The 23,371-nt window shown below is 60.8% G+C and carries 21 protein-coding genes; 5 read left to right on the plus strand and 16 right to left on the minus strand.

The window, feature by feature from the left end; genetic code table 11:
- Window positions 1-4: 4 nt before the first annotated feature.
- Genes JHD62_RS07390 through JHD62_RS07405 form a run of 4 tightly spaced genes read right to left on the minus strand, consistent with a single transcriptional unit; the run spans window position 5 to window position 3,808 of the window.
- Window positions 5-535, minus strand: coding sequence for a DUF3833 domain-containing protein (locus JHD62_RS07390; protein WP_199102358.1), 531 nt, complete (start codon window positions 533-535; stop codon window positions 5-7).
- A complete protein-coding gene (locus JHD62_RS07395; protein WP_199102359.1) occupies window positions 532-1,740 on the minus strand; it encodes a cyclopropane-fatty-acyl-phospholipid synthase family protein in 1,209 nt (402 codons plus the stop codon). Before JHD62_RS07395 ends, JHD62_RS07390 begins: the two co-directional genes overlap by 4 nt.
- Entirely contained in the window at window positions 1,737-2,525 is a 789-nt protein-coding gene (locus tag JHD62_RS07400) for a DUF1365 domain-containing protein (protein WP_233160727.1), read from the minus strand. The genes JHD62_RS07395 and JHD62_RS07400 overlap by 4 nt, the downstream gene beginning before the upstream one ends.
- Window positions 2,522-3,808: an FAD-dependent oxidoreductase gene (locus tag JHD62_RS07405; protein WP_199102360.1), complete on the minus strand. Its 1,287-nt coding sequence runs from the start codon at window positions 3,806-3,808 to the stop codon at window positions 2,522-2,524. Before JHD62_RS07405 ends, JHD62_RS07400 begins: the two co-directional genes overlap by 4 nt.
- A 136-nt stretch (window positions 3,809-3,944) precedes the next feature.
- Here JHD62_RS07405 and JHD62_RS07410 point away from each other — a divergent pair, with 136 nt between their 5' ends.
- Entirely contained in the window at window positions 3,945-4,565 is a 621-nt protein-coding gene (locus JHD62_RS07410; RefSeq protein ID WP_199102361.1) for a TetR/AcrR family transcriptional regulator, read from the plus strand.
- A 66-nt stretch (window positions 4,566-4,631) separates the two neighbouring features.
- On the opposite strand, the gene JHD62_RS07415 is transcribed toward JHD62_RS07410, so the two are convergent.
- Both JHD62_RS07415 and JHD62_RS07420 read right to left on the minus strand, forming a co-directional pair.
- Window positions 4,632-5,408 (minus strand): amino acid ABC transporter permease, encoded by a 777-nt coding sequence (locus JHD62_RS07415; RefSeq protein WP_045847345.1) that lies wholly within the window; start codon window positions 5,406-5,408, stop codon window positions 4,632-4,634.
- A 60-nt stretch (window positions 5,409-5,468) separates the two neighbouring features.
- A complete protein-coding gene (locus tag JHD62_RS07420) occupies window positions 5,469-6,299 on the minus strand; it encodes a transporter substrate-binding domain-containing protein (protein ID WP_199102362.1) in 831 nt (276 codons plus the stop codon).
- Between the two features lie 146 nt (window positions 6,300-6,445).
- Between JHD62_RS07420 and JHD62_RS07425 the strand changes: the two genes are divergently transcribed.
- Complete coding sequence (locus JHD62_RS07425; RefSeq protein ID WP_199102363.1) at window positions 6,446-7,339, plus strand: homocysteine S-methyltransferase family protein; 894 nt, start codon at window positions 6,446-6,448, stop codon at window positions 7,337-7,339.
- 1 nt (window position 7,340) lies between these two features.
- On the opposite strand, the gene JHD62_RS07430 is transcribed toward JHD62_RS07425, so the two are convergent.
- On the minus strand, window positions 7,341-8,492 hold the full coding sequence (locus tag JHD62_RS07430) for an alpha/beta fold hydrolase (RefSeq protein WP_199102364.1): 1,152 nt from the start codon (window positions 8,490-8,492) through the stop codon (window positions 7,341-7,343).
- A gap of 218 nt (window positions 8,493-8,710) precedes the next feature.
- Between JHD62_RS07430 and JHD62_RS07435 the strand changes: the two genes are divergently transcribed.
- Together JHD62_RS07435 and JHD62_RS07440 are read left to right on the plus strand one after the other, a co-directional pair.
- Window positions 8,711-9,658 carry a substrate-binding domain-containing protein gene (locus JHD62_RS07435; RefSeq protein ID WP_199102365.1) on the plus strand — a complete coding sequence of 316 codons (948 nt, stop codon included), beginning with the start codon at window positions 8,711-8,713 and terminating at the stop codon, window positions 9,656-9,658.
- Window positions 9,648-10,859 (plus strand): diguanylate cyclase, encoded by a 1,212-nt coding sequence (locus JHD62_RS07440; RefSeq protein WP_199102366.1) that lies wholly within the window; start codon window positions 9,648-9,650, stop codon window positions 10,857-10,859. The genes JHD62_RS07435 and JHD62_RS07440 overlap by 11 nt, the downstream gene beginning before the upstream one ends.
- A gap of 19 nt (window positions 10,860-10,878) precedes the next feature.
- Here the strand turns inward: JHD62_RS07440 and JHD62_RS07445 are convergent, their stop codons facing one another.
- The 7 genes from JHD62_RS07445 to JHD62_RS07475 form a co-directional block, all read right to left on the minus strand.
- Window positions 10,879-13,710: an EAL domain-containing protein gene (locus JHD62_RS07445; RefSeq protein WP_199102367.1), complete on the minus strand. Its 2,832-nt coding sequence runs from the start codon at window positions 13,708-13,710 to the stop codon at window positions 10,879-10,881.
- Window positions 13,711-13,846: 136 nt separating this feature from the next.
- Window positions 13,847-15,157 (minus strand): MFS transporter, encoded by a 1,311-nt coding sequence (locus JHD62_RS07450; RefSeq protein WP_199102368.1) that lies wholly within the window; start codon window positions 15,155-15,157, stop codon window positions 13,847-13,849.
- A 55-nt stretch (window positions 15,158-15,212) separates the two neighbouring features.
- The gene (gene tcuB, locus JHD62_RS07455) at window positions 15,213-16,346 is read right to left on the minus strand and encodes a tricarballylate utilization 4Fe-4S protein TcuB (protein ID WP_199102369.1); all 1,134 of its coding nucleotides are present in this window, start codon (window positions 16,344-16,346) and stop codon (window positions 15,213-15,215) included.
- Window position 16,347: 1 nt separating this feature from the next.
- Entirely contained in the window at window positions 16,348-17,748 is a 1,401-nt protein-coding gene (tcuA, locus tag JHD62_RS07460) for an FAD-dependent tricarballylate dehydrogenase TcuA (protein WP_199102370.1), read from the minus strand.
- Between the two features lie 79 nt (window positions 17,749-17,827).
- Entirely contained in the window at window positions 17,828-18,754 is a 927-nt protein-coding gene (locus JHD62_RS07465) for a LysR substrate-binding domain-containing protein (RefSeq protein ID WP_199102371.1), read from the minus strand.
- A 143-nt stretch (window positions 18,755-18,897) separates the two neighbouring features.
- On the minus strand, window positions 18,898-20,196 hold the full coding sequence (locus JHD62_RS07470; RefSeq protein ID WP_199102372.1) for an MFS transporter: 1,299 nt from the start codon (window positions 20,194-20,196) through the stop codon (window positions 18,898-18,900).
- A 13-nt stretch (window positions 20,197-20,209) separates the two neighbouring features.
- Complete coding sequence (locus JHD62_RS07475; protein ID WP_199102373.1) at window positions 20,210-20,998, minus strand: substrate-binding domain-containing protein; 789 nt, start codon at window positions 20,996-20,998, stop codon at window positions 20,210-20,212.
- A gap of 90 nt (window positions 20,999-21,088) precedes the next feature.
- On the opposite strand from JHD62_RS07475, the gene JHD62_RS07480 reads away from it, so the two are divergent.
- Window positions 21,089-22,012, plus strand: a complete 924-nt coding sequence (locus tag JHD62_RS07480; RefSeq protein ID WP_199102374.1) for a LysR family transcriptional regulator — start codon at window positions 21,089-21,091, stop codon at window positions 22,010-22,012.
- A gap of 1 nt (window position 22,013) precedes the next feature.
- Here the strand turns inward: JHD62_RS07480 and JHD62_RS07485 are convergent, their stop codons facing one another.
- On the minus strand, window positions 22,014-22,805 hold the full coding sequence (locus tag JHD62_RS07485) for an EAL domain-containing protein (protein WP_199102375.1): 792 nt from the start codon (window positions 22,803-22,805) through the stop codon (window positions 22,014-22,016).
- A gap of 73 nt (window positions 22,806-22,878) precedes the next feature.
- A partial coding sequence (locus JHD62_RS07490; protein ID WP_304506241.1) for a Sua5 family C-terminal domain-containing protein occupies window positions 22,879-23,371 on the minus strand: 493 nt, incomplete at its 5' end.

The following is a 23,371-nucleotide window of genomic DNA, read 5'->3' on the forward strand; positions in this document are numbered from 1 at the left end:
GGCCTTACTCCTTGCGGAAAAACAGGCTGACTTCACCCAGCGCAATGCCGAACTTGCTCATGCGCGCGCTATTGAGCAGGGTGTGCTCGTCCTGCAGGAACATCCAGTCGTCAAATTGCACGTCCCAGTTGCGGCCATCCACCGGCAGACGCAGGGTGTAGCGCCAGTGCAGGGCATTGCCCGCCACTTCACCATCGGCTACGCCTACTGCATCGCCTGCGGTGCCTTGCCATTTGCCATTACCCAGCGGCACCAGTCGCCACTGGCGCTGCTGGCGGCTGCCATCGCTGTAGACAAAGCGTTCATCCAGCAGCAGGGCATCGCCCTGGCGCTGACCGGTGATATCTACAGTAAATTGCTTGACCAGCACCCCGTTGCGGTCACGGAACATACCCCAGGCGCGGGTATGGCCCTCAAAAAATCGCGGCAAGTCCAGCTGGGGTTTGTTGTTGCGGTATTGCTCCACCTGCGGTGTGCTGCAGGCGCTGGTGAGCAACAGGGCGAACAGGGGCAACAGGCGGCGCAGGGTTTTCATGACTGGGCTTCCTGCAGCAGGAACTGCGAAACGCCGATGCTGGCTTCGTCAAAACCGGCCTCGCAATAGCACAGGTACAAGCGCCACAGGCGGATGAAGGCTTCGTCAAAGCCTTGCTGGCGCACATTGTCCAGTGTGTGTTCAAACGCCAGACGCCAGCGGCGCAGGGTTTCAGCGTAGTCCCGGCCAAAGTCCAGCCGGTTGCGCGTCATCAGCCCGGCTTGTTCGGCCGTATCCTGAAAGACTTGCCTGCTGGGCAGCATGCCACCGGGGAAAATGAACTCCTGGATGAAATCACTGCTGCGGCGATAGCGCTCGAAACGGCTTTCGGCAATGGTGATGCTCTGCACCAACGCCTTGCCGCCCGGTTTCAGCAGTTGCCGCAGCTTGGCAAAGAAGCCCGGCCAGTAGGCTTCGCCCACCGCTTCGAACATTTCAATGGAGACAATGGCATCGTACTGGCCTTGCAGGTCGCGATAGTCCTGCCACTCCAGTTGCACCAGTTGGTTGCCAGCCAGCCGTTCGCGGGCAAAGTCCAGCTGGGCATGGGAAATGGTGATGCCATGCACCGCAATGCCCTGGCTGCTGGCGTGTTCGGCAAAGCCGCCCCAGCCGCAGCCGATTTCCAGCACCCTCATGCCCGGTTGCAGGCCCAGCACATCGCAGATGCGCTGGTATTTGGCTGATTGGGCGGTGGCCAGCGGCAGGTCGTAGTGGCCGTCAAACCAGGCGCTGGAGTAGGTCCAGCTGGGGTCCAGCCACAATTCGTAAAAGGCATTGCCCAGGTCGTAATGCGCGTGGATATTGCGCTGGCTGCCCTGGCGGCTGTTGCGGCGCAGGCAGTGTTTCAGCCAGTACCAGCCACGGGCCGGCCAGCTGCCGGCGAGCGCGCTGCCCAGCACCTGTTCGTTGCGCAAGGCCAGCCGCAGCAGGGCGGTGATGTCCGGTGTGAACAAGAGGCCATCGCGATAGGCTTCGGCAAAACCGATATCGCCGGAAAGCAGCAATTTGCGGCAGGCGGTCCAGCTGTAAATGTGCAGTTCTGCCTCCGGGAATTCGCCCGGGCGGCCAAACCACAGGCTTTGTCCATCCGGTGTGTGCAGCAGCAGGCTGCCATATTGCAGCTGGTTCAAGCGCTGCAGCAGTAAGCGTGCCAGCCAGGGCAGGTTGTTGCAGGGCAGGGCAAGGGTACGGGTGAGGCTCATGGGCGCAACTCCTGTCCGTGACTCAATGGATGTTCCGGGGCGGCGGGCTTGCTGAAAAACGGCACTTTTTTCAGCCACAGCTGCAAGGCCTGCCAATGAATGCGGGTGATGATGCCCAGGGTCAGCATGGGCTGGCGCAGCAGCGCCCGGCGGGCATTGCCGCTGGTGAGCGGCTGCAGCACACCGGAGATGCTGGTATTGAGCAGCAGGCCGTCGGCATCGTGGTAATCGATGCGCATCAGCATGCGGTCAGTCTTCTCTGCCAGACGGAAGCGGTAATGCCCGGCCACCTGGCAAAACGGCGATACATGCAGCTGCTTGCTACAGGTGAGGGTGTTGCCGTTGGCGATGGGGCTGCCGTCCGGGTTGGCCAGCAAGTAGGCATGGTGCTCGCCAAAGGTGTTGTTGACGTCGGCCAGCACGGCAATCAAGCGGCCATGGCTATCGTGGCAATACCAGAAGCTGACCGGATTAAAGGCGTAACCGAACAGCCGCGGGAAGGTTTGCAGCCATACTTCACCGTCGGCAGGCAAGCCGGCGTCACGCAATTGCTGGCGTATCCAGGGCAATAGCGGGCTGCCGTCACGCGGGCCGTAATCCCTGGTGCGTATCATTAAGGGTCGCCAGCGATCCACAGCAAACCAGCGGTGGCCAATCTGTTCCAGCTCCGACAGCTTCAACCTGATGGCAAATACCGGATAAATGAAGCGATGACGGGCAGGCCGCAGCCGCTGGTGCATCACGCTGCCCGATACCAGATAGGCATTGCTGCTGACAGGGCTCATATGCGGGCCCATTCCGGCAGGGTGACAAAATCCTGCGCTACACGCAGGGCAGATTTCAACCCATCTTCATGAAAGCCGTAACCGGTCCAGGCACCGGCAAACCAGCTGTTGCGCTTGCCCTGCAGCATGGGCAGGCGGGCCTGGGCGGCAATGGCGGCATTGTCGAACAGCGGGTGTTCATACACGAAGCGGGCGTATTCCAGATTGCGATCCGGGTCGCGCAGCGGGTTGAGGGTGACGATGACCGGCTGGCTGACCGGCAGCGGTTGCAAGGCATTGAGCAGGTAGCTGACACACACCGCACGCTGGCTGGGCTGGCCGGTTTCGGCCAGGAAGTTCCAGGCGGCCCAGGTCTTGTGGCGCTTGGGCAGCAAGCTGGCATCGCCATGCAGTACCGCCGTATTGGGCTGGTAGCGTACGGCAGAGAGGATGTCGCGTTCTTCCTGGCTGGCATCGGCCAGCATGGCCAGGGTTTGCGGGGCATGGGTGGCAAAAATCACGCTGTCAAAGCGCTCTTCGCCATGCGGGCTGTTGATCAGCACGCCTTGCTCGGTGCGCCGCACATTGCTGACCGGACTGCACAGGCGCACATGCTGGATGCGCTGGCACAGCTTTTCCACATACTGGCGTGCCCCACCCGGCACGGTAAACCAGCGTGGCCGCTGGCTGATTTGCAGCAGGCCGTGGTTCAGGCAGAAGCGCAGGAAGGTGGCAGCGGGGAAATCCAGAATCTCCTTGCTGGGGCTGGACCAGATTGCCGCGGCCATCGGCACCAGGTAGTGGTCACGAAAACGGCTGCCATACCCTTCCACCTCCAGCAGCTCGCCCAGCGTCAGTGGCGCGGCCAGGACTTGCTGCAGCAGACTGGGTGCGGCACGGTTGAAACGCAGGATGTCATACAGCATGTGGTAGAACGGCAGCGACAACAGTTTGCTGCGCTGGGCAAACACGGTGCCAAGCGAGCTGCCCGCCCATTCGTCCCGGCCCCGGTCCAGAGATACGCTGAAGGACATGTCGGTGCTGCAGGACGGCACACCAAGCTGCTGGAACAAGGCAATCAGATTGGGGTAGGTGCGTTCGTTGAACACCAGAAAGCCGGTATCCACGGCAAAAGACTGGCCTTCCAGTTGCACGTCAACCGTATTGGTATGGCCACCTGCGTAGTCGGCAGCCTCAAACAGGGTGACTTCGTGTTTTTCTGCCAGCAGCCATGCGCTGGCGAGACCGGCAATACCGCCGCCAATCACTGCCACGCGCTGGCGTTTGTCTGGATGTGCTTTCACCTGAACTCCCAAGCCGGAATTTCTGAATGAATGCCTGCGGGTGACGAAACTGCTTGGCACCTGTGAGGCATCGTGCTTATATTCAGCATATAACCGCTTTGGAAAAAAAGCTACTGATTAGTAAAAGGTCGTACTCATGAGTATTTTAGCCAAGCTCAGCTTCAAGGATCAGGCATTCAAGCTGCGCGAACAGACGGTGCTGGACGCCACCACCCGCTTGCTGGCCAGCAAGGGTTTCGACCTGATGACCATGGACGATGTGGCCGGGGAGGCGGGTATTTCCAAGCCCAGCCTGTACAAGCATTTCAAGTCCAAGGAAGACCTGGCCACCGAGGTGATGATCCGCCTGCTGGACGGTGCGCTGGAGTACCTGGCGGCACTGGATGCCGCTCTTAGCAGCAAGGACAGGCTGGGTAGTCTGCTGGAATGGGCATTGCGGGTGCGCCTGCAGGGTGGCCTGCCTTTCCTGCCTTCGGCCAGCCCTCAGGTCAAGGAAATGCTGACCCGCAGCATCCGTTACGTGACACGGGTGTACAAGCTGCACAAGCAGATGGAAGCGCTGGTGGAACAGGCCAAGAAGGCCGGTGATATCCGGGCGGATTTGCCCACCGATGTCATCCTGTATGCCTACTATTCGCGCACTTGCGACCCGGCGGTGGATTACATGAAGGACTATGGCCGCTACAGCGACGACCAGATTGTCGACTTCATGCACGCCATCATTTTTGCGGGTATCGGTGCTGCGGAAGCAGGCTGAGACCGACACAAGCGGCAAATGAAAACAGCCCGCCGTGATGGCGGGCTGTCTGTGTGAAGAAAACAATCAGCGGCGGCCGGAAACGGACAGCCTGCTTTCCAGCCGGTGCTGGAACAGCTCCAGCACGATGGACAGCAGCCAGTACAGAATGGCTGCCGTCAGCAGCATTTCCATGTAGCGGTAAGCCGAACGACCGTAGCTTTGCGCCAGGAACATCAGCTCCCACAAGCCCATCACCGACACCAGCGAGGAGTCTTTCAGCATGGAAATGAACATGCTGAAAGTGGGCGGCACCGCCACTTTCATGGCCTGTGGCAGGATGATGAAGCGCATGATGGCATGCGGTTTCAGCCCCAGTGCCTTGCCGGCATCCCACTGACCACGGTGGATGGACAGGATGGCCGAACGGAACACTTCGCTCAGGTAGGCGCCATAGCACAGCGCTAGCGCTGCCACGCCGGATGGAATGGCGGTGGGCACAATACCAAGCTGTGGCAGACCGAGATAAATCAGCAGAATCTGCACCAAGAGCGGCGTGCCCTTGAAGAAGGAATTGTAAAAAGTGGCCAGGCCATACAACAGCGGGTTGCTGGACAAACGCCCCAGTGCCGACAGCATGCCAATCACCACAGCAAGGATGGTGGACAGCAGGCACAGCAGCAAGGTCAGCGGTATGCCCTGGATGAAGCCTTCCGGGCTCAGTTCCAGACCGGCCAGCAAGGGCAGCTTGCTCAGGGCAAAGCGGTAGTCCAGTTCGAAGGCATCGACAAACCAGACAAAGCCCAGCAGCAGGCACAGCATGACCAGGCCGACTTGCAGCCTGAATCGGTTTTCCTGTTTCATGTTACGGACAGACAAAAGCAGAAAGCCCCGCACGGCAGCATGCCGCCACGGGGCTGATTCTTAGTTGGTGATATCGCTGCCAATCCACTTCTTGGAAATGGCGCTGAGGGTGCCGTCTTTCTTCAGCTCGGTAATGACTTGCTTGACGCGGGCATTCCACTGCGCATCACCCTTGTCCACGGCCACCCAGTTGGGTTCCTGGTAGAGAGGGCTGCCGACAATGCGGAACTTGCCGGTCTTGCTGATGCGTTCGTTTGCTGTCACCAGGTTGGAAATCACCGCATCCACCCGCTTGCCAGCGCCCAGCGCCAGGTCCTGGAACGCCAGTTCTTCATTGTCGTACGGGGCAATCACCACCTTGTTGAAGGGGTAGGCAGGCTGTACGGCGTTGGGGGCTTCAATGGTCAGCTTCTTCTGCAGATAGCTTTCATAGGACGAGCCTTGCTGCACGGCAATCTTCTTGCCTTCCAGGTTCTTGATGCTGCTGGTTTTCTTGTCCGCCACATTGGCAATCAGCACTGCCGGGGAGTTGTAGTAAAACACCGGGAAGTCCAGCACCTGTGCGCGTTCCTTGTTAGGCGTCATCGAGCAGATGCAGATATCCCAGCGGCTGCCCCATTTGCCGGCGGCAATCACTTCCCACGAAGGAGTGTCCAGCTTCAGCTTGACGCCCAGCTTTTTCGCCACGGCCTTGGCCACGTCCACATCAAAGCCATCCAGCTGGTTCTTGCTGTTGAGGAAGGAGAAGGGCGGGTAGCTTTCCAGCAGCACGCCGCGCAGCACGCCGCTTTTTTGAACGTGGTCCAGTGTGGCACCGGCATGGCTCTGGCTGGCAGCCAGCAGGGCGATGAGGGCGACGGTCTTGGTGATCTTGGATTGTCGTTGGAACATTTTTATGGTCTGAATGCTGTTTGGGTGTTAATCTATATATCAAACTATTATAATAATTACCAGCTTGATTAAATATAAGCATATAACATTTCCCCCTTTGTCATGGGTGAGCATCACCCTGATGCAGTGATTGCATGGATAAGCATATGAGCCAAACTCTTGTTCTTGATGGCGGCATGGGCCGCGAACTGAAACGTATCGGTGCGCCGTTCCAGCAGCCGGAATGGTCTGCACTAGCGCTGCTGGAGGGCCCGCACTTTGTCGAGCAGGCCCATGATGCCTTCGTGAATGCCGGTGCCCAGGTGATTACCACCAACAGCTATGCCGTGGTGCCTTTTCATATTGGTCAACAACGTTTTGATCAACATGGCAAGCGTCTGGCTGCCCTGGCTGGCGAACTGGCACGCCGCAGCGCGGACAAGGCAGCACGCAAGGTGACCGTGGCCGGCTCCTTGCCGCCTGCACTGGGTTCCTACCGTCCCGACCTGTTCAATGAAGCCGACTCGCTGGCCATTCACCGTGTGCTGATCGAGGGCCTGGCACCGTATGTGGATGTCTGGCTGGCCGAAACGCAAAGCTCGTTGGCCGAGGTGCGCGCAGTGCGCCTGGCGCTGGGCGAACAGGACAAGCCGCTGTGGCTGTCGTTTACCCTGCAGGACGAAGATGTCGACAACGTGGCGCGCCTGCGTTCCGGTGAAACCGTCAGCGAGGCGGTGGCCGAGGCCATCCGTCTGGGCGCAGCGGCCGTACTGTTCAACTGCAGCCAGCCGGAAGTGATGGAAGCCGCGCTGGATGCCGCCAATGACGTGCTGCAAGCGCAAGGCAAGGCACTGCAACTGGGCGTATATGCCAATGCCTTCCCGCCCACGCCGAAAGACGCCAAGGCCAATGCCACACTGGATGAAATCCGTGCCGACCTGACCCCGCAAAACTATCTGGGCTGGGCCGAACGCTGGGTAGGAAAGGGCGCCGGCATTGTTGGCGGTTGCTGCGGCATCACGCCGGAACATATCGCTGCGCTGGCAGCGCGGCTGGGCTGATTCATTGTCCTGCCAGCAAGTGCTGTAACACCTGCTCGGCCACGTCCTGCCATTTCCTGCTGGAAATCACAGCGTGGCCGGCGTCCTCTATCATCACCGGACTGGTGTCGTAAGAGCGGGCGGTAGCTGCCACCACTTCGGGTGGAATCAGCCGGTCGCGGCTGCCGCCTATCACCTGTACCCGGGCGCTGATGTTGTCCGGGTTGACATATGCCGGTTTGCCTTCCGCCGCCTGAATGGCAATGGCCTTGCCCAGCGGGTCGCCCATGAATTCGACCACATTGTCCAGTGTGCCCGGCAGCAAGCCCCATGGCGGCACCGAGCAGATCAGGCTGGCGCTTTGCCATTGCTCATTGCCTTCCAGTACGCGCTGGGTGAGGAAACCACCCATGGAATGGCCCACAATCAGGCTGGGCTGGACGGGCAGGCGGGCCAATACCTGCTGCACATCCTGCTCGTAGTCACGCAAGGTCTGGTTGTCACGCGGCTTGCTGCCGCCGTGGCCACGCAGCGACAGGGCCGAGCTGCTCAGGCCATGCGCCGCAAACCAGGGCTGCATGTTTTCCCGCCATTGCCAGCCATCACCGGCCACGCCATGGATGAACAGGATATGACCACGCGGTGCTGGTGCATCGGCATGAAACACTTCTATGCCATCTTCCATTTCACGACGACAGGCGTTGGCCGGGTCATCTTCGGCCAGGGTGATCAGGCAGGCGGTTTCTTCGCCATCCTGGGCAAAACGGGTGCTCAGGCCACGGCACAAGGACGCCATGCGGCCATTGCGTCGCAGATACTGGATGCGCAGCCGGTTTACCTTGCGGCCCAGCGCATGGTGCAGTGCCTGGTCGAACAACTGTCGGCCAATGCCCTTGCCCTGGCAGAAGCTGTCCACGCTGATACCCAGTTCGCCATGGGGAAAGGCATCGTGTTGCAGTACCGCAATGTGTACCACACCTATCAGCAAGCCACGGTAGTGGGCACCAATGACGATATCGCGATTGAAATTGATGCTGTCCACGTAGCTGACCAGACTGGCCGGGCCAAGGGTGAGGCCGAAGCGGGTGAAGAGATCGTCCGGGCTCAGTCCGGACAGATGTTCCAGAATGGCCGGTCGTGCGCTGGCCTGGAGGCGGTCTAGGGTAAGATGCATGATGTTCACTTTATGTTGCAGTGCAACATAAATCAGTTTAGGCCATTCACGGGTGAATGCAAGACATTCTGTGCAGGCAGGGCGGCATCTGGTGAAATCAGCAGCATGACGCATAAATATCAACTATCACTAAAGCAAACTGCGAGTCCGCGGGCTGTAAAGCAGGCCTGCAAACCGCATCAAACAGAATAATCATGATTTGTCGGTACGGGAGCTCCGTGTTCAACCTCTCTTCATTGTTACGTAACGGCTTGGCATTGCGCTGGCGCAGCCTGCTGTGCGTGGCACTGCTGTGTTGTAGTCCGTTGTTGCAGGCACGCGAGTGCCTCTCCTTCATTTACGCCAGTGGCGGACGCGCGTTCTGGGCCAATCTGCAGGAAAACATTGCGCAGGAGGGGGCCAGGCTTGGCTATTTCATTTATGACCGTGGTTCGGTGGATAGCGAACACCTGATTGATGATGCCCAGATTGAGCTATTGAATGTGGCCATCGCGCGCAAATGCCGGGCAATCATCCTGGCACCCAGTGCCACCATCGAAAATTACAATGAGATTTTGCGTTTCCTGCCGGTGCCAGTGGTGCTGATAGACCGCAACCCTGGCCTTAGCAGCCAGTTTGGCGCAGTAGCTTCAGACCAGACTGCAATTGGCAGTCTGGCCTGGGAACAACTGAAAAAGAGCCATCCGGACATCCGTCGGGTACTGGTGTTTCCCAATCAGGGCAAAGTACCGTCCACCGAGCAGCGCATGGCGGGCTTTGCCATGGCTGCAGAAAAAGACCATGTCCGGGTGGTGTACGGCCCGGAGCTGGATCAGTCCATTGGCCGCGGGCGTCAGGTGGTGCGTACCTGGCTGTATACCGAACAGCCGCAGTTTGATGCCATTTTCACCCCGAACGAATCCACCACCAGCGCGGTGCTGCTGGCCTTGCGGCAATTGCAGCAGGCCGGACGCCATCCCTTTGTCGGGGTGGACCGCAGCCCCCTCATCCTGGAGGCCATCCGTTCTGGTGAATTACTGGCCAGCATGGTGCAGGACACCGAAAAAATGGCAAAAATTGCCGTGCAAATGGCGGATGACGCTATCCGCCACCCATCGCGGAGCGGGCGTAACGTCTTGCTGTCGCCCTTTGTGCTGAACCGCGAGGTGCTGCGCAATGCGCGCTAAAGCAGAGCCAGGCCACGGCATGGACGCAGCCGGCATCCGCTTGTGCCATTACTATTTCGAGGAAGGCAGCAGCTCGATCAGGCTGTCGCTGGTGGTGGCGCTTGCCATTTATGCCGCGCACTGGACGCATGCGCCGGGCTGGCCAGGTACCGCATGGCTGCTGGCCATGTTCTGCATTCAGGGTTTGCGGCTGTGGCATTTGCAGTTCATGCGCACCAGGCTGACAAACCCGGCAGGCTGGCAAGCTTGCTTTGCCAGCCTCTATCTGTCAGTCGTGCTGGCGGCGCTGGCCTGGGGCAGCATGCTGTTTGCCTTTCCGCACCGTCAGTTCGATTTTGTCTACATGTTCAAGATCATCGCACTGGCGGCCATCAACAGCATCACCATCCTGTCCCACGGCCTGATTTTCCGTCTGTATGCGCTGTTCAGCAGTGTGCTGACGCTGGTGGTGCTGATCCAGCTATATGGTTTTGACCGGGTGATGGCTGCAACAGACCGCAATGCCTTTACCGCCATCGCCGTGCTTTTTGAGTTGTTGCTATTGTTCACTGCCTGGAAATATGCAGAGCGTAACCGCGCCTTCTTTACCCAGCAGCAGACCATGAACACGCTGGTCAGCTCGCTCAAGCGCATGCATGACGAAGAGGTGGAACTGCGCTCCAGCCTGGAGCTGAAAACCGCCGGGCTGGAAGAAGCACGCAATGCCTTGCTGGTGTTGGCCACCACCGACAGCCTCACCCGGACGCTGAACCGGCGTGCCATTCTGGAGCAGCTGCAACAGCAGGTGGACAAGGTGAGTCACGCCGAGGGCAGTTTTTGCGTGCTGGCGTTCGACGTGGATAACTTCAAGAAAATCAACGATGTATTCGGCCACAATGTGGGCGACGTGGTGTTGCAGGTGCTGGCCGAAGAGGTCAAGGCCAGCTTGCGCCCGGAGGATGTGTTCGGCCGTATCGGTGGCGAGGAGTTTCTGGTGATCCTGCCCGGCCTGAATCTGCCAGAAGCGGTGGCCTGTGGCGAGCGCTTGCGCCTGCAATTGCAGCACAGTACCCGCATGCAGCAAGAGGCCGGCATTGCCATTACCCTGTCGCTGGGCTGCTGCCTGGCATTTCCGGGCGAAAGCGCGGTCGATATCCTGGGCAAGGCCGATACCTTGATGTATCAGGCCAAGCGTGAGGGTAAAAACCGGCTGTGCTACTAGCCTGCGCGGGCAAAGGCATTCAGGCCGGGTCCTGTTCCCAGTGGCTGATCGGCATTGGCTTGCCAAACAGATAGCCCTGGTAGGCATAACAGCCATGACTTTCCAGAAAGTCCCGCTGCGCATGGGTTTCCACCCCTTCGGCAATCACCTGCAAACCCAATGCGCGCGACATGGCCAGTATTGCCTTGACGATGGCGCTAGTGGCCGGGTTCTGCCCCAGCTGGCGGGTGAAGGACTGATCGATTTTCAGCTGGTTCAGTGGCAGGCGGCTCAGATAGGACAGCGAGGAGTAGCCGGTGCCAAAGTCATCCAGTGCAAAGCGGATGCCCAGCGCTCCCAGTTGCTGCATGCGCTCTACCACCATGTCCAGATTTTCCAGCACGATGCTTTCCGTGAGCTCCAGCTTCAGCCGGGCCGGGTTGGCACCACTCAAATGCAGGCAGCGCTGTACCGATTCGACAAAGTCCGGCTGGTGAAACTGGCGCGCACTGACATTCACCGCCAGCTCCAGTCCGGCGAATTGCGGTTGACCTTCCCATTCCTTCAGTTGCTGGCAGGCGGTATGAAGCACCCATTCTCCCAGTTCCAGAATCAGCCCCATTTCCTCGGCCAGCGGTATGAACTGGGCCGGTGACACCATGCCACGCTCTGGCGATTGCCAGCGCAGCAAGGCTTCCGCGCCGGTTATCTGGCCATACTGGTTAACCTGCGGTTGGTAGTACAGCAGAAATTCCTTGCGGGCAAAGCCCAGGCGCAGTGCGTTTTCCAGCTGGGCGCGCGCCTCGATGTGGGCTTGCATGGTGGGGCTGAAAAAACGTACCCGGTTGCGTCCGGCGTCCTTGGACTGGTACAGCGCCACATCGGCCTGTTTCAGCAGGTTCTCCAGCGAGGTGTGCTGGCCGCGGAACAGGGTCAGGCCAATGCTGGCGGTGTACAGGTGTTCGCCTTCCTGCTGCGCATCCAGGCAGTAGGGCCGTGCCAGTGCGTCACGGATTTTCTCGGCAATCTGTTCGGCCCGGCTGGCAGCCTGGGTTTCGTTGCTGCCCAGCTCTTCGATGATGAGCACAAATTCGTCCCCGCCCAGCCGTGCCACGGTGTCCACCCCGCGCAGGCAGTCGCGCAGGCGGTGGCCTACTTGCAGCAGCAGCTTGTCACCCATTTCATGGCCCAGGGTGTCGTTGAGCTTCTTGAACTGGTCGAGGTCCAGCATCATCAGTCCACCATACTGCTGGCTGCGTTCGCTGTTTTTCATCGCCTGTTCCAGCCGGTCGAACAGCAGGCGACGGTTGGGCAACATGGTAAGCGGGTCGAAATGGGCCAGCCGGCGGATTTCTTCCTCCGCTGCCTTGCGCTCGGTAATGTCATGCAGGGTGACGCGCTGGCCCAGGTAATCTCCCGCCTCGTTGAACAGCGGCCGGGCAGTCTGGTTGACCCAGCGGATATCGCCTTGCTTGCGGATGATGCGCACATCCAGTTCCCGCTCTGCCGCACTGTCGATGGCTTGTGGCAAGGCGGTCTGATGTTGTTGCCATTGCGCCAGGTCGTCCGGGTGAATGATGGCTTCCAGCAGGGCAGGGTCCTGTTCGAATGCCGAGGGAGGATAGCCGCTGATTGTCTCCGCCGACGGAGTCATGTAATGAAAGCGGCCATCCGGCTTGATCCAGTACACCCAGTCGCTTGACCAGTCCATCATGCTGTGGAATTTCAGCTCGCTTTGGCGAATGGCTTCCAGGGCGGCCTTTTTATCGGTGATATCGTCCTTGATGGCCACATAGTGGCTGATGCGGCCATCCGGCTGGCGCACCGGGGCAATCACCACTGCTTCCACATACTCACTGCCGTCCTTGCGCCGGTTGATGAATTCCCCTTGCCATATCTGGCCGCTCTGCAAGGTGCTCCACAGCTGGCTATACACCGCCTTGCCGGTTTTTCCGGCGTGCAACAGGCGCGGGTTTTGTCCGATGACTTCATCGCGGCTGTAGCCGGTATTGCGCAGGAAGGCCTCGTTGACGTATTCGATGCGGGCGTCGATATCGGTAATGACAATGCTGGCCGGGCTTTGCTGGATGGCCAGCGAGAATTTGCTCAACTGCTGCTCGCGTGCCTGCAGGGCGTGTGTGCGTTTTTCGATTTCGGCTTCCAGATGATGCTGGTGTTGCTGCAAATCCTGCTGGCTGCGCTCCAGTGCCTGAATAACCCGGCGCATCTGCCCGGCAAAGGGCAGGAAGATGAACAGGCCTTCCAGTAGCAGCAGGGCAAGCGCACTGAGCCAGGCGATGGTTTCTGCTGTTTGCAGGGTGTCCACTGCCGCTTCGCCTTCTTGCTGGTAGCGTTTCACGGCGGAGTCCAGCGCCTGAAGCAAGTCGCCGCCTGCCAGTAGCAATAGCTGTTGCAAGGCAGGGGAGTCCGCACGCACGCTGCCTGGTGGCTGTTGCAGCAATGCTCTGGCCAGGGACAGGTAACGGGCTTCCAGAAAATGGATGGCCTGGGGCGAGCCAAAATACAAGTCATGGATTTGCCCGGACATGGTGGCGGGCAGGTGCAGTTCTGCCTTGCCCTTGATCAGCGCCTGGTGGCTGCTGTCCATCAGGCTGATGGCTTGTTGCAAGGATTTGCGGGCGCTGCCCTGGCTGCCCGCAGGCAGGGTGACCAGCTGCTGGCTGTACAGGGCAATACGCTGGCTGAGCATGCGTTGGCGGCCACTGACGTTCACCAGTGCCGCGGTGCTTTGCTGGGCGGCGATCACCATTTGCTGTGCCACATAGGTGGTGGTGGCCAGCACCGCCATCAGCGCCAGTGCAAACAGATAGCGCAGTTTGAAGGCGCGCAGCATGCGATGTTCAGTTGTCATGAGGGCTACTTGTGTGACAGGCACTGGATAGCATCTTGCATGACAATGGGCTTGAGCGCAAAACCGATTTGCCCCGGACTGCACAAAAGAAAATGGCCTGTTTTCACAGGCCATCAAGCTACAGCCAGATCAAAGCCTAGTGCTGTTGATGCTTGTGTTGATGCAGATGCTGACGCCGTGGTGCGAACAGCACCAGCGTGGCCAGGCAGGCCGAGAGCGCAGCAAACAGCAGCCACCAGGCGGGCGAACTCTTGCTGTGCGTCATTTCCACCAGCGCGGTGGATACCGCCGGGGTCAGACCACCAAAAATGGCAGTGGCCAGGCTGAAGGCCAGCGAAAAGCCCACGGTGCGCACATACACCGGCATTACCTCGGTCAGTGCCGCCACCATGGCACCGTTGTACATGCCAAAGAAGAAAGAGAACCACAGCAATACCGTCAGCAACCGGATAAAACTGGGCGCAGCTGCCAGCCAGGCCATTGCCGGGTAGGCGGTCAGCAAGGCCAGCAGCGAAATGCCCAGCAGCAGCGGTTTGCGGCCGATGCGGTCGGACAGCGCCCCGCCGACGGGCAGCCAGCAAAAGTTGGACAGGCCCACGCACAGGGTGACAATCAGGCTGTCCTGCGCGCTCAGGTGCAGCACGCTCTTGCCAAAGGTCGGGGTGTAGACGGTGATGAAGTAAAACAGCGTGGTGGTGAGCGAAACCAGAAACATGCCCGCCACGATGGTGCGCCAGTGCAGGCCGATGGTGCCAAAGATTTCACGCAGGCTGGGGCGGTGCTTGCGCGCCAGGAAGGCATCGGTTTCCTGCAAGGAGCCGCGCAGCAGGAAAATCAGCGGAATGATCAGGCAGCCAATGAAAAACGGCACGCGCCAGCCCCAGGCGGCAATCTGCTCCGGGCTCAGCCACAGCTGGATGCCATAGCCGATGGCTGCCGCCACCACGATGGCCACCTGCTGGCTGGCCGACTGCCAACTGGTGTAAAAGCCCTTGTGACCCGGCGTGGCAATTTCAGCCAGATACACCGACACCCCGCCCAGTTCCACCCCGGCGGAAAAGCCCTGCAGCAAGCGGCCCAGCAGCACCAGCAAGGGCGCGGCCAGGCCTATCTGGCTGTAGTCCGGCACAAAGGCAATCAGCACCGTGCCACAGGCCATGATGCCCAGCGTCGCGATCAGCCCCTGACGGCGGCCGATGCGGTCCACATAACTGCCCAGCACGATGGCACCCAGCGGGCGCATCAGGAAACCAGCACCGAAAACGGCAAAGGTCAGCATCAGCGAGGCAAACTCGCTGCTGGTGGGGAAAAATGCCTTGCTGATATAGCTGGCATAAAAACCGAACAGAAAGAAATCGAACTGTTCGAGAAAATTGCCACTGGTCACGCGCAGTACCGCACCCAGTCGGGACTGGGCAGGGTGCTGGCGCTCTGGCGCTTGTTGCATGCGTACTCTCCTTTGTTGCATCTGTTGCGTTGTGTTTATTGCTTTTTTGAATGATTTATTTGCGCTGACGTTTTTCGATTGCCCATTTGAGCAAGGCGGCACTACGGAAGATGCCGTGGGCGAACTTGCCATAGGGCAGGGTGAGGAACAGTGCCATCACCACGCCCAGATGCACGGCGAGCAGGCTGCCCAGCACATGGCTGTGGCGAGCAAACGGCAATAGCAGCCCGCTGGCGCTGGTGAGCAGCAGCAGGGCAATGAAGCCGCGGTCCATCGGACGTTGCTGTACGTCGCCATGCTGCGGGTCGCGCTGCAGGTTCAGCCACAGCAGGCCGGCCGGGCCAATCAGCAGGCCGATACCACCCGCAATGCCCAGCAGCACCGGCAGGCTGTTCAGTGCATAGGGGGCTGGCAGACCCAGCAGATAGTGGTAGCCGGTGGCCACCAGCGTGGCGGCAAAGCAGGACAGGAAACCGTAGAAGGTGAAGTGGTGAAAACGCCGCCGCCACAGGGTGTAGGCATCGTCGGCGTTATTGCAGCCCTGGCCGTGGCCGCCATCCAGATACTTCAGCGTGGCCACTGCATGACCGGCATCCAGCACCGCCGGTACATCCGGCGCTTGCGGGCTGATGTCACGCCAGAAGCGGCGCACGCCCATGCCCAGCGCCAGCACGGCAAAGCCGAATACCGGGCCGAACAGCCCGGCCAGCAGATGGTGCGGGAAGTAGTCGTAGAAATTGCCGCTGTTCACTGCCGGGGCCAGTGCCTGCAACAGCAGCAGGAACAGCGCAAGGCTGACGGCCAGTGCCAGCGCAACGGTCAGCCCGGCGTGGTGATACAGCCGCCCCAGCGCGCCCGGCCAGGCAAAGCGGGTATAGCTTTGCTGGCGTACCTGGGCCATGGCTTTGGGAATGTTGACGGCAAATTCATGTGGCGGTGCGTACTGGCAGGCATGCAGACAGGCGCCGCAGTTGTGGCAGAGGTTGGCCAGGTAATGGATGTCGGCCTGGCCGAATTCCAGCCGCTGGGTCATGGCGGGAAATACCGCACAAAAGCCCTCGCAATAACGGCAGGCATTGCAGATTTGCAAATCGCGCGCCACTTCGGCCTCGGCTTTGTCCAGCAGGGAGCCCGGCTGGCCGGCAGCCAGTTGTTGCGCCTCGTCAATCAGGCGGGTGAGTTGTTGCATGTCAGATTCCTTGTGAAACAGCCTGAGCCGCCTGGGCGGCACGGCTGCCGGCAATACGGCCAAAAGCCGTGCCGATGGCCATGCCGATACCGGCCACATAACCCTTGCCCAGTACATTGCCGGCCATCATTTCACCGGCCACAAACAGGTTGGGGCTGGGCTGGCCGGCAAAGTGCACGGCGGCGTCGGCATTGGTTTTCAGGCCCAGATAGGTAAAGGTGATGCCGGGGCGCAGCGCGTAGCCGTAGTAAGGCGGGGTATCGAGCGGCAAGGCCCAGTGGCTTTTGGGCGGGGTGAGGCCTGCGGTGTGGCAGTTGTCCAGCACGGTGTGGTCGAACTGCCCGGCCTGACAGGCCGCGTTGTAGCGCTGGATGGTGTCGACAAAGTGCGCCTCATCCAGCCTCAGCTGGCGCGCCAGCTCTTGCAGGGTGTCGGCCTTGTTGCCGGGGAATACCGGCGGCATGAAGCGGCCGATGGCCTTGGAGTCGATGATGGAATAGCCGATCTGCTCCGGCTGTTGTGCCACCAGCCGCCCCCAGATGGCATAGCGCTTGGGCCAGAAATCCTCGCCCTCGTCGTAAAAGCGCTCGGCGTTGCGGTTCAGCATGATGCCCAGCGACACGCAGTCCACCCGGGTACAGATGCCGCCATCGTAAAGCGGTGCGCGGGCATCGATAGCCACGCAGTGCGATTGTGACGGGTCACCCACCATGTCGGCCCCGGCCTGCTGCATGAACTTGAGCAGCACGCCCTGATTGAAGCGGGTGCCACGGATGAGGAAGTTGTCCGCCGGCCAGTCGCCCTGGTCGTTCTGGCCCCAGGCGCTGCGCAGCCATTCGCGGTTGGACTCGAAACCGCCAGCCGCCAGCACGCAGCTGCGCGCACTGATGCGCTCGCCGCCCGGCAGGTGCGCGGCGACAAAGCGGCCATCCTGCAATTCCAGCCGTTCAACCGGGCTGTCGTAACGAATCACCACGCCCAGCTGTTCGGCGCTGCGGTAATAGGCATTCACCAGCGCCTTGCCACCGCCCATGAAAAAGGCATTGGTGCGAGCCGTATGCAGTGCGCCGGACAGCGAGGGCTGGAAATGCACGCCGTGACGGCGCATCCAGTCGCGACAGGTGCCGCTGGCGCGAATCACCAGCCGGGCCAGCGCTTCGTCGGTCTGGCCGCCGGTGACGCGCAGCAGGTCCTGCCAGTATTCTTCTTCCGGATAAGCATCCACCAGCACGTCTTGCGGGACATCGTGCATGCAGCGCAGGTTGCGGGTGTGCTGTGAATTGCCGCCGCGCCAGGCGCGCGGGGCGGACTCCAGCAGCAGCACCGAGGCCCCGGCTTCGCGGGCCATCAGTGCGGCGCAGAGTGCGGCGTTGCCGCCGCCGATGATCAGAACATCAAACATGGGTACAGCCTCCCTGAGACAAGCGGAGACTGTAAAAAGCCCTCAGCCCGGCCGCCAGACCGGATCGGGCAACAGGTGTTTAGCCTTTGTAAACAGTAGCCCCCGGCCACTGGCCGCTGTGGGCCAGTTCGCTGGCCACCTGTTGCAGCACCACACGGGTGGCCAGCCCGGCCGGGGACAGCTCGTCATCGGACAGGCTCACCAGCAGGTTGGGGCGGCTGACGCTGGCGTCGGTGATGTCAATCAGACGGAACTCTTCCGGTGGCAGGCGGGCAATGGCAGCACCGGGCTGGATGGTGGCGCCGTAACCGGCCCTTACTGCATCCATCAACAGCGAGAGGCCATCGATTTCCGCGCTGATGTTCAGCGCATGTGCGCCCTGGGTGCTGGCGTTGTTGAGCAGGGCGCGCAATCCATGCGGGCCACTGGGCATGATCAGCGGAATGTCGCCCAGCTCGGCCAGGCTGATGTGGTCCTGTGTGGGTGCTGCGGGCAGGTCGCGGCGGCAGATCAGGAACAGCTTTTCCTCCAGCAGCGGCAGCACGCTCCAGCGCCTGGTGCGCTCTTCCTGGAACAGCACCGCCAGGTCCAGCTGGCGTGCGCCCAGCATGGTGGCCAGATTGCCGGACAGGTTTTCCACCAGATGCAGGCGGATGTCCGGGTAACGCTGGCGCATGGCCGCCATGAAGGGCAGGCCCAGCACCCCGGTGGTACTGGGGGCCATACCCACGCTGACATGGCCGGACAACCGCGCCAGCTGGGCGGCGCGCATGGCGTCGTCGGCATGGCGGATGGCCAGCTGTGCCTGCCGCCAGAACGCCAGCCCGGCATCCGTCGGCACTACGCCGCTTGACGTGCGTTGCAACAGCCGGGTGGCCAGTTCACCCTCCAGCCGGCTGATCTGCTGGCTCAGCGCCGAGGTACCCACCCCCAGCTCCAGCGCGGCGCGCCCCATGCTGCCTTGCGCCACCACGCTGACAAAATAGCGTAATTGCCTTAACTCCATTGCTTGTCCTCTTGCTGCAGTTCCGCTTGATCGTGCAAGGCGCAGTCTACTGCCGAATCGGCCGCAGAAATAAAAAAAGCCTCCGTGAGGAGGCCAGGCATGTGCTGACTGGAAAGAAAAAGCACACGGAGAGAGGCTAAGGCTCAGGCGGTGGCAGCCTTGCCGACAAAGCGGCTGCGGATATCCTTGCGGTACAGCATCAGGGTGGCGGCCAGGCCGCAGGCTGCGGCCAGCATCATCCAGTAGCCGGGTGCAGCCTTGTCGCCGCTGGCGTCAATCAGCGCGGTGGATACCAGCGGGGTGAAGCCGCCAAAAATTGCCGTGGCCAGGCTGTAGGCCAGCGAAAAGCCCACGGTACGCACGTGACTGGGCATCAGCTCGGTCAGTGCCACCACGGTGGCACCGTTATAGCTGGCGTACAGGAATGACAGCCACAGCTCCACCACCAGCATGTGGCCAAAGCTGGGAGAGGCCACCATCCAGGCCAGCGCCGGGTAGGCGGTCAGCATGGTCAGCAGGCTGAAACCCAGCATCAGCGGCCAGCGGCCAATGCGGTCGGACAGCGCGCCCATGATGGGCAGCCAGATGAAGTTGGACAGGCCGACAAAGAAGGTCACCAGCAGGCTGTCGTTTTCACTGAGCTTGAGCACGCTCTTGCCAAAAGTCGGGGTGTAGACGGTGATCAGGTAAAAGCTCACCGTGGTCATCACCACCAGCAGCATGCCGCCGGCAATCAACTGCCAGTTCTGCACGATGGAGCGCAGGATTTCGGCAAAGCTAGGGTGATGCTTGTGCGCCAGGAAAGCATCGGTTTCCTGCAGCGAACGACGAATGGCAAAAATGAAGGGGATGATCATGCAGCCGATGAAAAACGGAATGCGCCATGCCCATTGGTCGATCTGGTGACTGTTGAAAACCTGATGCAGCAAATAGCCCAGCACGGCGGCAAACATGATGGCCACTTGCTGGCTGGCCGACTGCCAGCTGACAAAAAAGCCCTTGCGGCCCGGTGTGGCCATTTCGGCCAGATACACCGACACCCCGCCCAGTTCCACCCCGGCAGAGAAACCTTGCAGCAGGCGGCCCAGCAGTACCAGTACGGGTGCGGCCAGGCCGATGCTGGCATAGCCCGGTACAAAGGCAATCAGCGCCGTGCCGCAGGCCATGATGGCCAGGGTAACAATCAGCCCCTTGCGGCGGCCGATGCGGTCGATATAGCTGCCCAGCACGATGGCACCGATGGGACGCGCCAGAAAACCGGCCCCGAAAGTGGCAAAGGCCAGAATCAGCGAGGCATACAGGTTGCCGCTGGGGAAAAAGGTTTTGGCAATATAGGTGGCGTAAAAGCCGTACAGGAAAAAGTCGAACATTTCCAGGAAGTTACCGCTGGTAACACGTAACACCATGGAAAGGTTTGACTGGCGTGGGCTGGCAGTGGTCATGTCATCGTCCTTGTCATTGAGCGGAGGTGCTGACCGGTGTCATCCCGGTCTGGCGAATGCTTGCCGCAACCTGCGGCGAAGCAAGAAAGCGCAGCAACTGGCGTGCCGCTGCAGGGTGTCCGCTGTCACGGCTGATGCCAGCGGAAAAGGTGGTGACTTGCTGTGCCTGTTCCGGCAGCAGGCCGACAATGTCGATGCCGGCAATCGGGATCAGCTCGCTCAGTTGCTGGAAGCCCAGTTCGGCTTCTCCGCGTGCCACCACCTTGCCCACCGGTTCGGCCGGAATCATGCGGCTGCGGTCCTTGATCTGCTCGGCCACACCCAGGCGGGAAAACAGCACGGTGGACAAAAACACGCCGCTGGCGCTGTCCGAGTAAGCAATGGAATGGCTGTTGAGCAGGGTCTGTTTCAACGCGGCCAGGGTGCTGATATCCGGCTGCGGGCTACCGTGTTTCACTGCCAGCGCAATGCGCGATGCAGCCAGCGGGGTATTGCTGTCTGGCACTACCTTGCCTTGGGCTTGCAGCTGGTCCAGCGCACTGCCCACCATCACCAGTACGTCGATTTTTTCGCCACGTGCCAGGCGCTGCGGAATGGCCTGCGGGGTATCGCCCATGGAGGGGCCCCATTCCAGTTTCAGCTGATGGCCAGTCTGTTGTTCGAATTGGGGTGCCAGCAGCTTCAATGCTGCGGCGAAACCGCCGGAACTGACCACCGTCAGTTGTTCTGCCATTACCGGGGTACAGGCAAACGCCAGCAGCAGCGCAGCCAGGCCGCAGCCTGGCTTCCATGTCTTTGCCATGTTGATCTCCTCTTGTTGTGTATGTGTTGTGCTGAAATAATGCACAAAACGCAATAAATGTTTAATTGCTTTTATTTCATGGATTAATCGATGGCGCGCATCAATCTGGAACTCAATGAATTGCAGGCATTTCTGGCGGTGGCGGAGAAGTCCAGTTTCAAGGCCGCAGCCGAGGCCTTGTACCTGTCGCAACCGGCCTTGAGCCGACGCATCGAAAAACTGGAGCAGTCCTTGCAGGTACGCCTGCTGGAGCGCACCACGCGCAGCGTGCGGCTGACCGAGGAGGGCGCGCATTTTCTGTTTCATGCGCAGAATGTGGTGGACGAACTGGAACAGGCGATGAGCGGCCTGAGCGAGCGGGCCGAGCGCCGCAGCGGAGTGGTGTCGGTTGCCAGCATTCCGTCGGTGGCGCAGCACCTGCTACCCGCCGCGCTGGCCGGGCTGGCCGCCAGCTACCCCGCGCTGTGCCTGCGGGTGTTTGATGAAGGCGCACAAGAGGTGCTGGAGCAGGTATTGGCAGGGCGTGCCGACTTCGGCATCAACTTCATTGGTGCCGAGGACCCCAATATCGACTTTGAGCCATTGCTGACCGAGCGCTATCTGGCCGTGGTGCGGCACGATCATCCGCTGGCAGCGCACCGCCGCCTGCGCTGGGAAGACCTGGTGGGCGAGCGCCTGATTGGCGTGTCACAGCGCAGCGGCAACCGCCTGTTGCTGGACCATCATCTGGCCAGCCTGCCGCAACGGCCACGTATCCACTATGAAGCCAGCCATCTGCAAGGGGCGTACGGCATGGCCGAGGCTGGACTGGGGGTGCTGGTAGTGCCGGAGTTGTCGCTGACCCCGGCATACCGACATCAACTGGTCGGCATTGCGCTGACCGACCCGCAGATATCGCGCACGCTGGGTTTGATCACGCGCAGCGGCTACCAGCCTGGTGCTGCGGCAGAGCACTTGCGCAGCTTGTTGCGTGCAGAGTTTGCCCAGTACCGCGACCGGCAGGCGGGGGATTGAATCAGGTGGGCAGGTGGGGCGGCACTTGCTGCATGCAGTGCTCGAACAAGGGCCGCGCCAGCAGATAGCCCTGCATCAGGCTGATGCCCAGGTCTTGCAGGCAGCGGTATTCGTCTTCGGTTTCCACCCCTTCGGCAATCAGGCGGATGTCCAGTTCGCGGCAGATGTCGGCCACGCTGCGGATGATCACCTGACTGCGTCGCCGCTGCTGGACATTACGCACCAGTGCCATGTCCAGCTTGATGATGTCGGGCTGGAAATCAGCCAGCAGGTTCAAGCCCGCATAACCGGCACCAAAATCATCAATCGCGGTGAGAAAGCCGATGCGCTGGTATTCACGGAAGACCTCGGCCAGCCACTTGCCGTCTTCTATCTGCTCACCTTCCACTGTTTCAAACACGATGTTCTCGACAGGAAAGCCAAACTCGCGCGCCGCCTGCAAGGTGGTGCTGATGCACACTTCCGGGCGGTAGATGGCATTGGGCAGGAAGTTGATCGACAAGCGGCTTTGCATGCCCAGCCGGGCTGCGGTGCGGATGGCCTTCACCCGGCAGGCCTGGTCAAAGCGGTAGCGGTTGGCATCGGTCACTTGCTGCAGCACGGTGAGCGCCCCCTCGCCAGCCGGGCCGCGAATCAGCGCCTCATGCGCGAATATCTGGCGGCTGGCAATGTCGATGATGGGCTGAAACGCATAGCTGAAGTCAAAGCCGAGTTCCTGGCCATCCTTGCAGATACGGCATGTTGGTGCGGATTCCAGATGCAGTGCGTGTTTTCCCGCTGCGTTGCGCTCCATGGTGTGGCATGCCTCGTGTGCTGTTGTGTTGTTCTTGCTCCATGCTAGCCGAATGGTCAGTTTTCTGCAGTACTCAATGTGAATCTGGCTTGCACAAGGCGGCCGGGGTGCTGGCACGCAGCAGCCGGTCACGCACATGCAGCCAGTCGGCTTCTTGCGGCGGCATTTCTATCACGATATGTGCCGCACCGCTGGCCTCCGCCTGATGCAGCACGCTGTAGATCTGGCTGGCGTAGTCGGCCGGGCTGCCTGGCAGGGCGTAGTGCTGCCAAGGCTGGCTGGGGAGCGGCGCGGTATTGTCCAGGCTGATCAGCGCAAAGCGGCCTTGCCACAGGGCCGGGTCCAGTTGCTGGCGCTCGCCGGCTTCAAAGCGGAAACAGGGCAGGCGCGGTGCGTAGTGCGAGGCCAGTGCGCCGGGTACACGTGGCGCATTGGCACTGTGCTGGCCGGATAGCGGCAGAATGCTCGCCAGTTGCGCGGCGCTGATGCTGCCCGGTCGCAATATGCGTGCTGCCGGGCCGGACAGGTCGACAATGGTGGATTCCACGCCCACCCGGCAGGCACCG

It is taken from the genome of Aquitalea sp. ASV11 (genome assembly GCF_016429185.1).
GTDB lineage: Bacteria > Pseudomonadota > Gammaproteobacteria > Burkholderiales > Chromobacteriaceae > Aquitalea > Aquitalea pelogenes.

Coding starts and splice junctions, on each gene's coding strand:
- JHD62_RS07390 (WP_199102358.1), bottom strand. CDS start 535: ATGAAAACCCTGCGCCGCCTGTTGCCCCTGTTCGCCCTGTTGCTCACC.
- JHD62_RS07395 (WP_199102359.1), bottom strand. CDS start 1,740: ATGAGCCTCACCCGTACCCTTGCCCTGCCCTGCAACAACCTGCCCTGG.
- JHD62_RS07400 (WP_233160727.1), bottom strand. CDS start 2,525: ATGAGCCCTGTCAGCAGCAATGCCTATCTGGTATCGGGCAGCGTGATG.
- JHD62_RS07410 (WP_199102361.1), top strand. CDS start 3,945: ATGAGTATTTTAGCCAAGCTCAGCTTCAAGGATCAGGCATTCAAGCTG.
- JHD62_RS07415 (WP_045847345.1), bottom strand. CDS start 5,408: ATGAAACAGGAAAACCGATTCAGGCTGCAAGTCGGCCTGGTCATGCTG.
- JHD62_RS07420 (WP_199102362.1), bottom strand. CDS start 6,299: ATGTTCCAACGACAATCCAAGATCACCAAGACCGTCGCCCTCATCGCC.
- JHD62_RS07425 (WP_199102363.1), top strand. CDS start 6,446: ATGAGCCAAACTCTTGTTCTTGATGGCGGCATGGGCCGCGAACTGAAA.
- JHD62_RS07430 (WP_199102364.1), bottom strand. CDS start 8,492: ATGCATCTTACCCTAGACCGCCTCCAGGCCAGCGCACGACCGGCCATT.
- JHD62_RS07440 (WP_199102366.1), top strand. CDS start 9,648: ATGCGCGCTAAAGCAGAGCCAGGCCACGGCATGGACGCAGCCGGCATC.
- JHD62_RS07445 (WP_199102367.1), bottom strand. CDS start 13,710: ATGACAACTGAACATCGCATGCTGCGCGCCTTCAAACTGCGCTATCTG.
- JHD62_RS07450 (WP_199102368.1), bottom strand. CDS start 15,157: ATGCAACAAGCGCCAGAGCGCCAGCACCCTGCCCAGTCCCGACTGGGT.
- tcuB (WP_199102369.1), bottom strand. CDS start 16,346: ATGCAACAACTCACCCGCCTGATTGACGAGGCGCAACAACTGGCTGCC.
- tcuA (WP_199102370.1), bottom strand. CDS start 17,748: ATGTTTGATGTTCTGATCATCGGCGGCGGCAACGCCGCACTCTGCGCC.
- JHD62_RS07465 (WP_199102371.1), bottom strand. CDS start 18,754: ATGGAGTTAAGGCAATTACGCTATTTTGTCAGCGTGGTGGCGCAAGGC.
- JHD62_RS07470 (WP_199102372.1), bottom strand. CDS start 20,196: ATGACCACTGCCAGCCCACGCCAGTCAAACCTTTCCATGGTGTTACGT.
- JHD62_RS07475 (WP_199102373.1), bottom strand. CDS start 20,998: ATGGCAAAGACATGGAAGCCAGGCTGCGGCCTGGCTGCGCTGCTGCTG.
- JHD62_RS07480 (WP_199102374.1), top strand. CDS start 21,089: ATGGCGCGCATCAATCTGGAACTCAATGAATTGCAGGCATTTCTGGCG.
- JHD62_RS07485 (WP_199102375.1), bottom strand. CDS start 22,805: ATGGAGCGCAACGCAGCGGGAAAACACGCACTGCATCTGGAATCCGCA.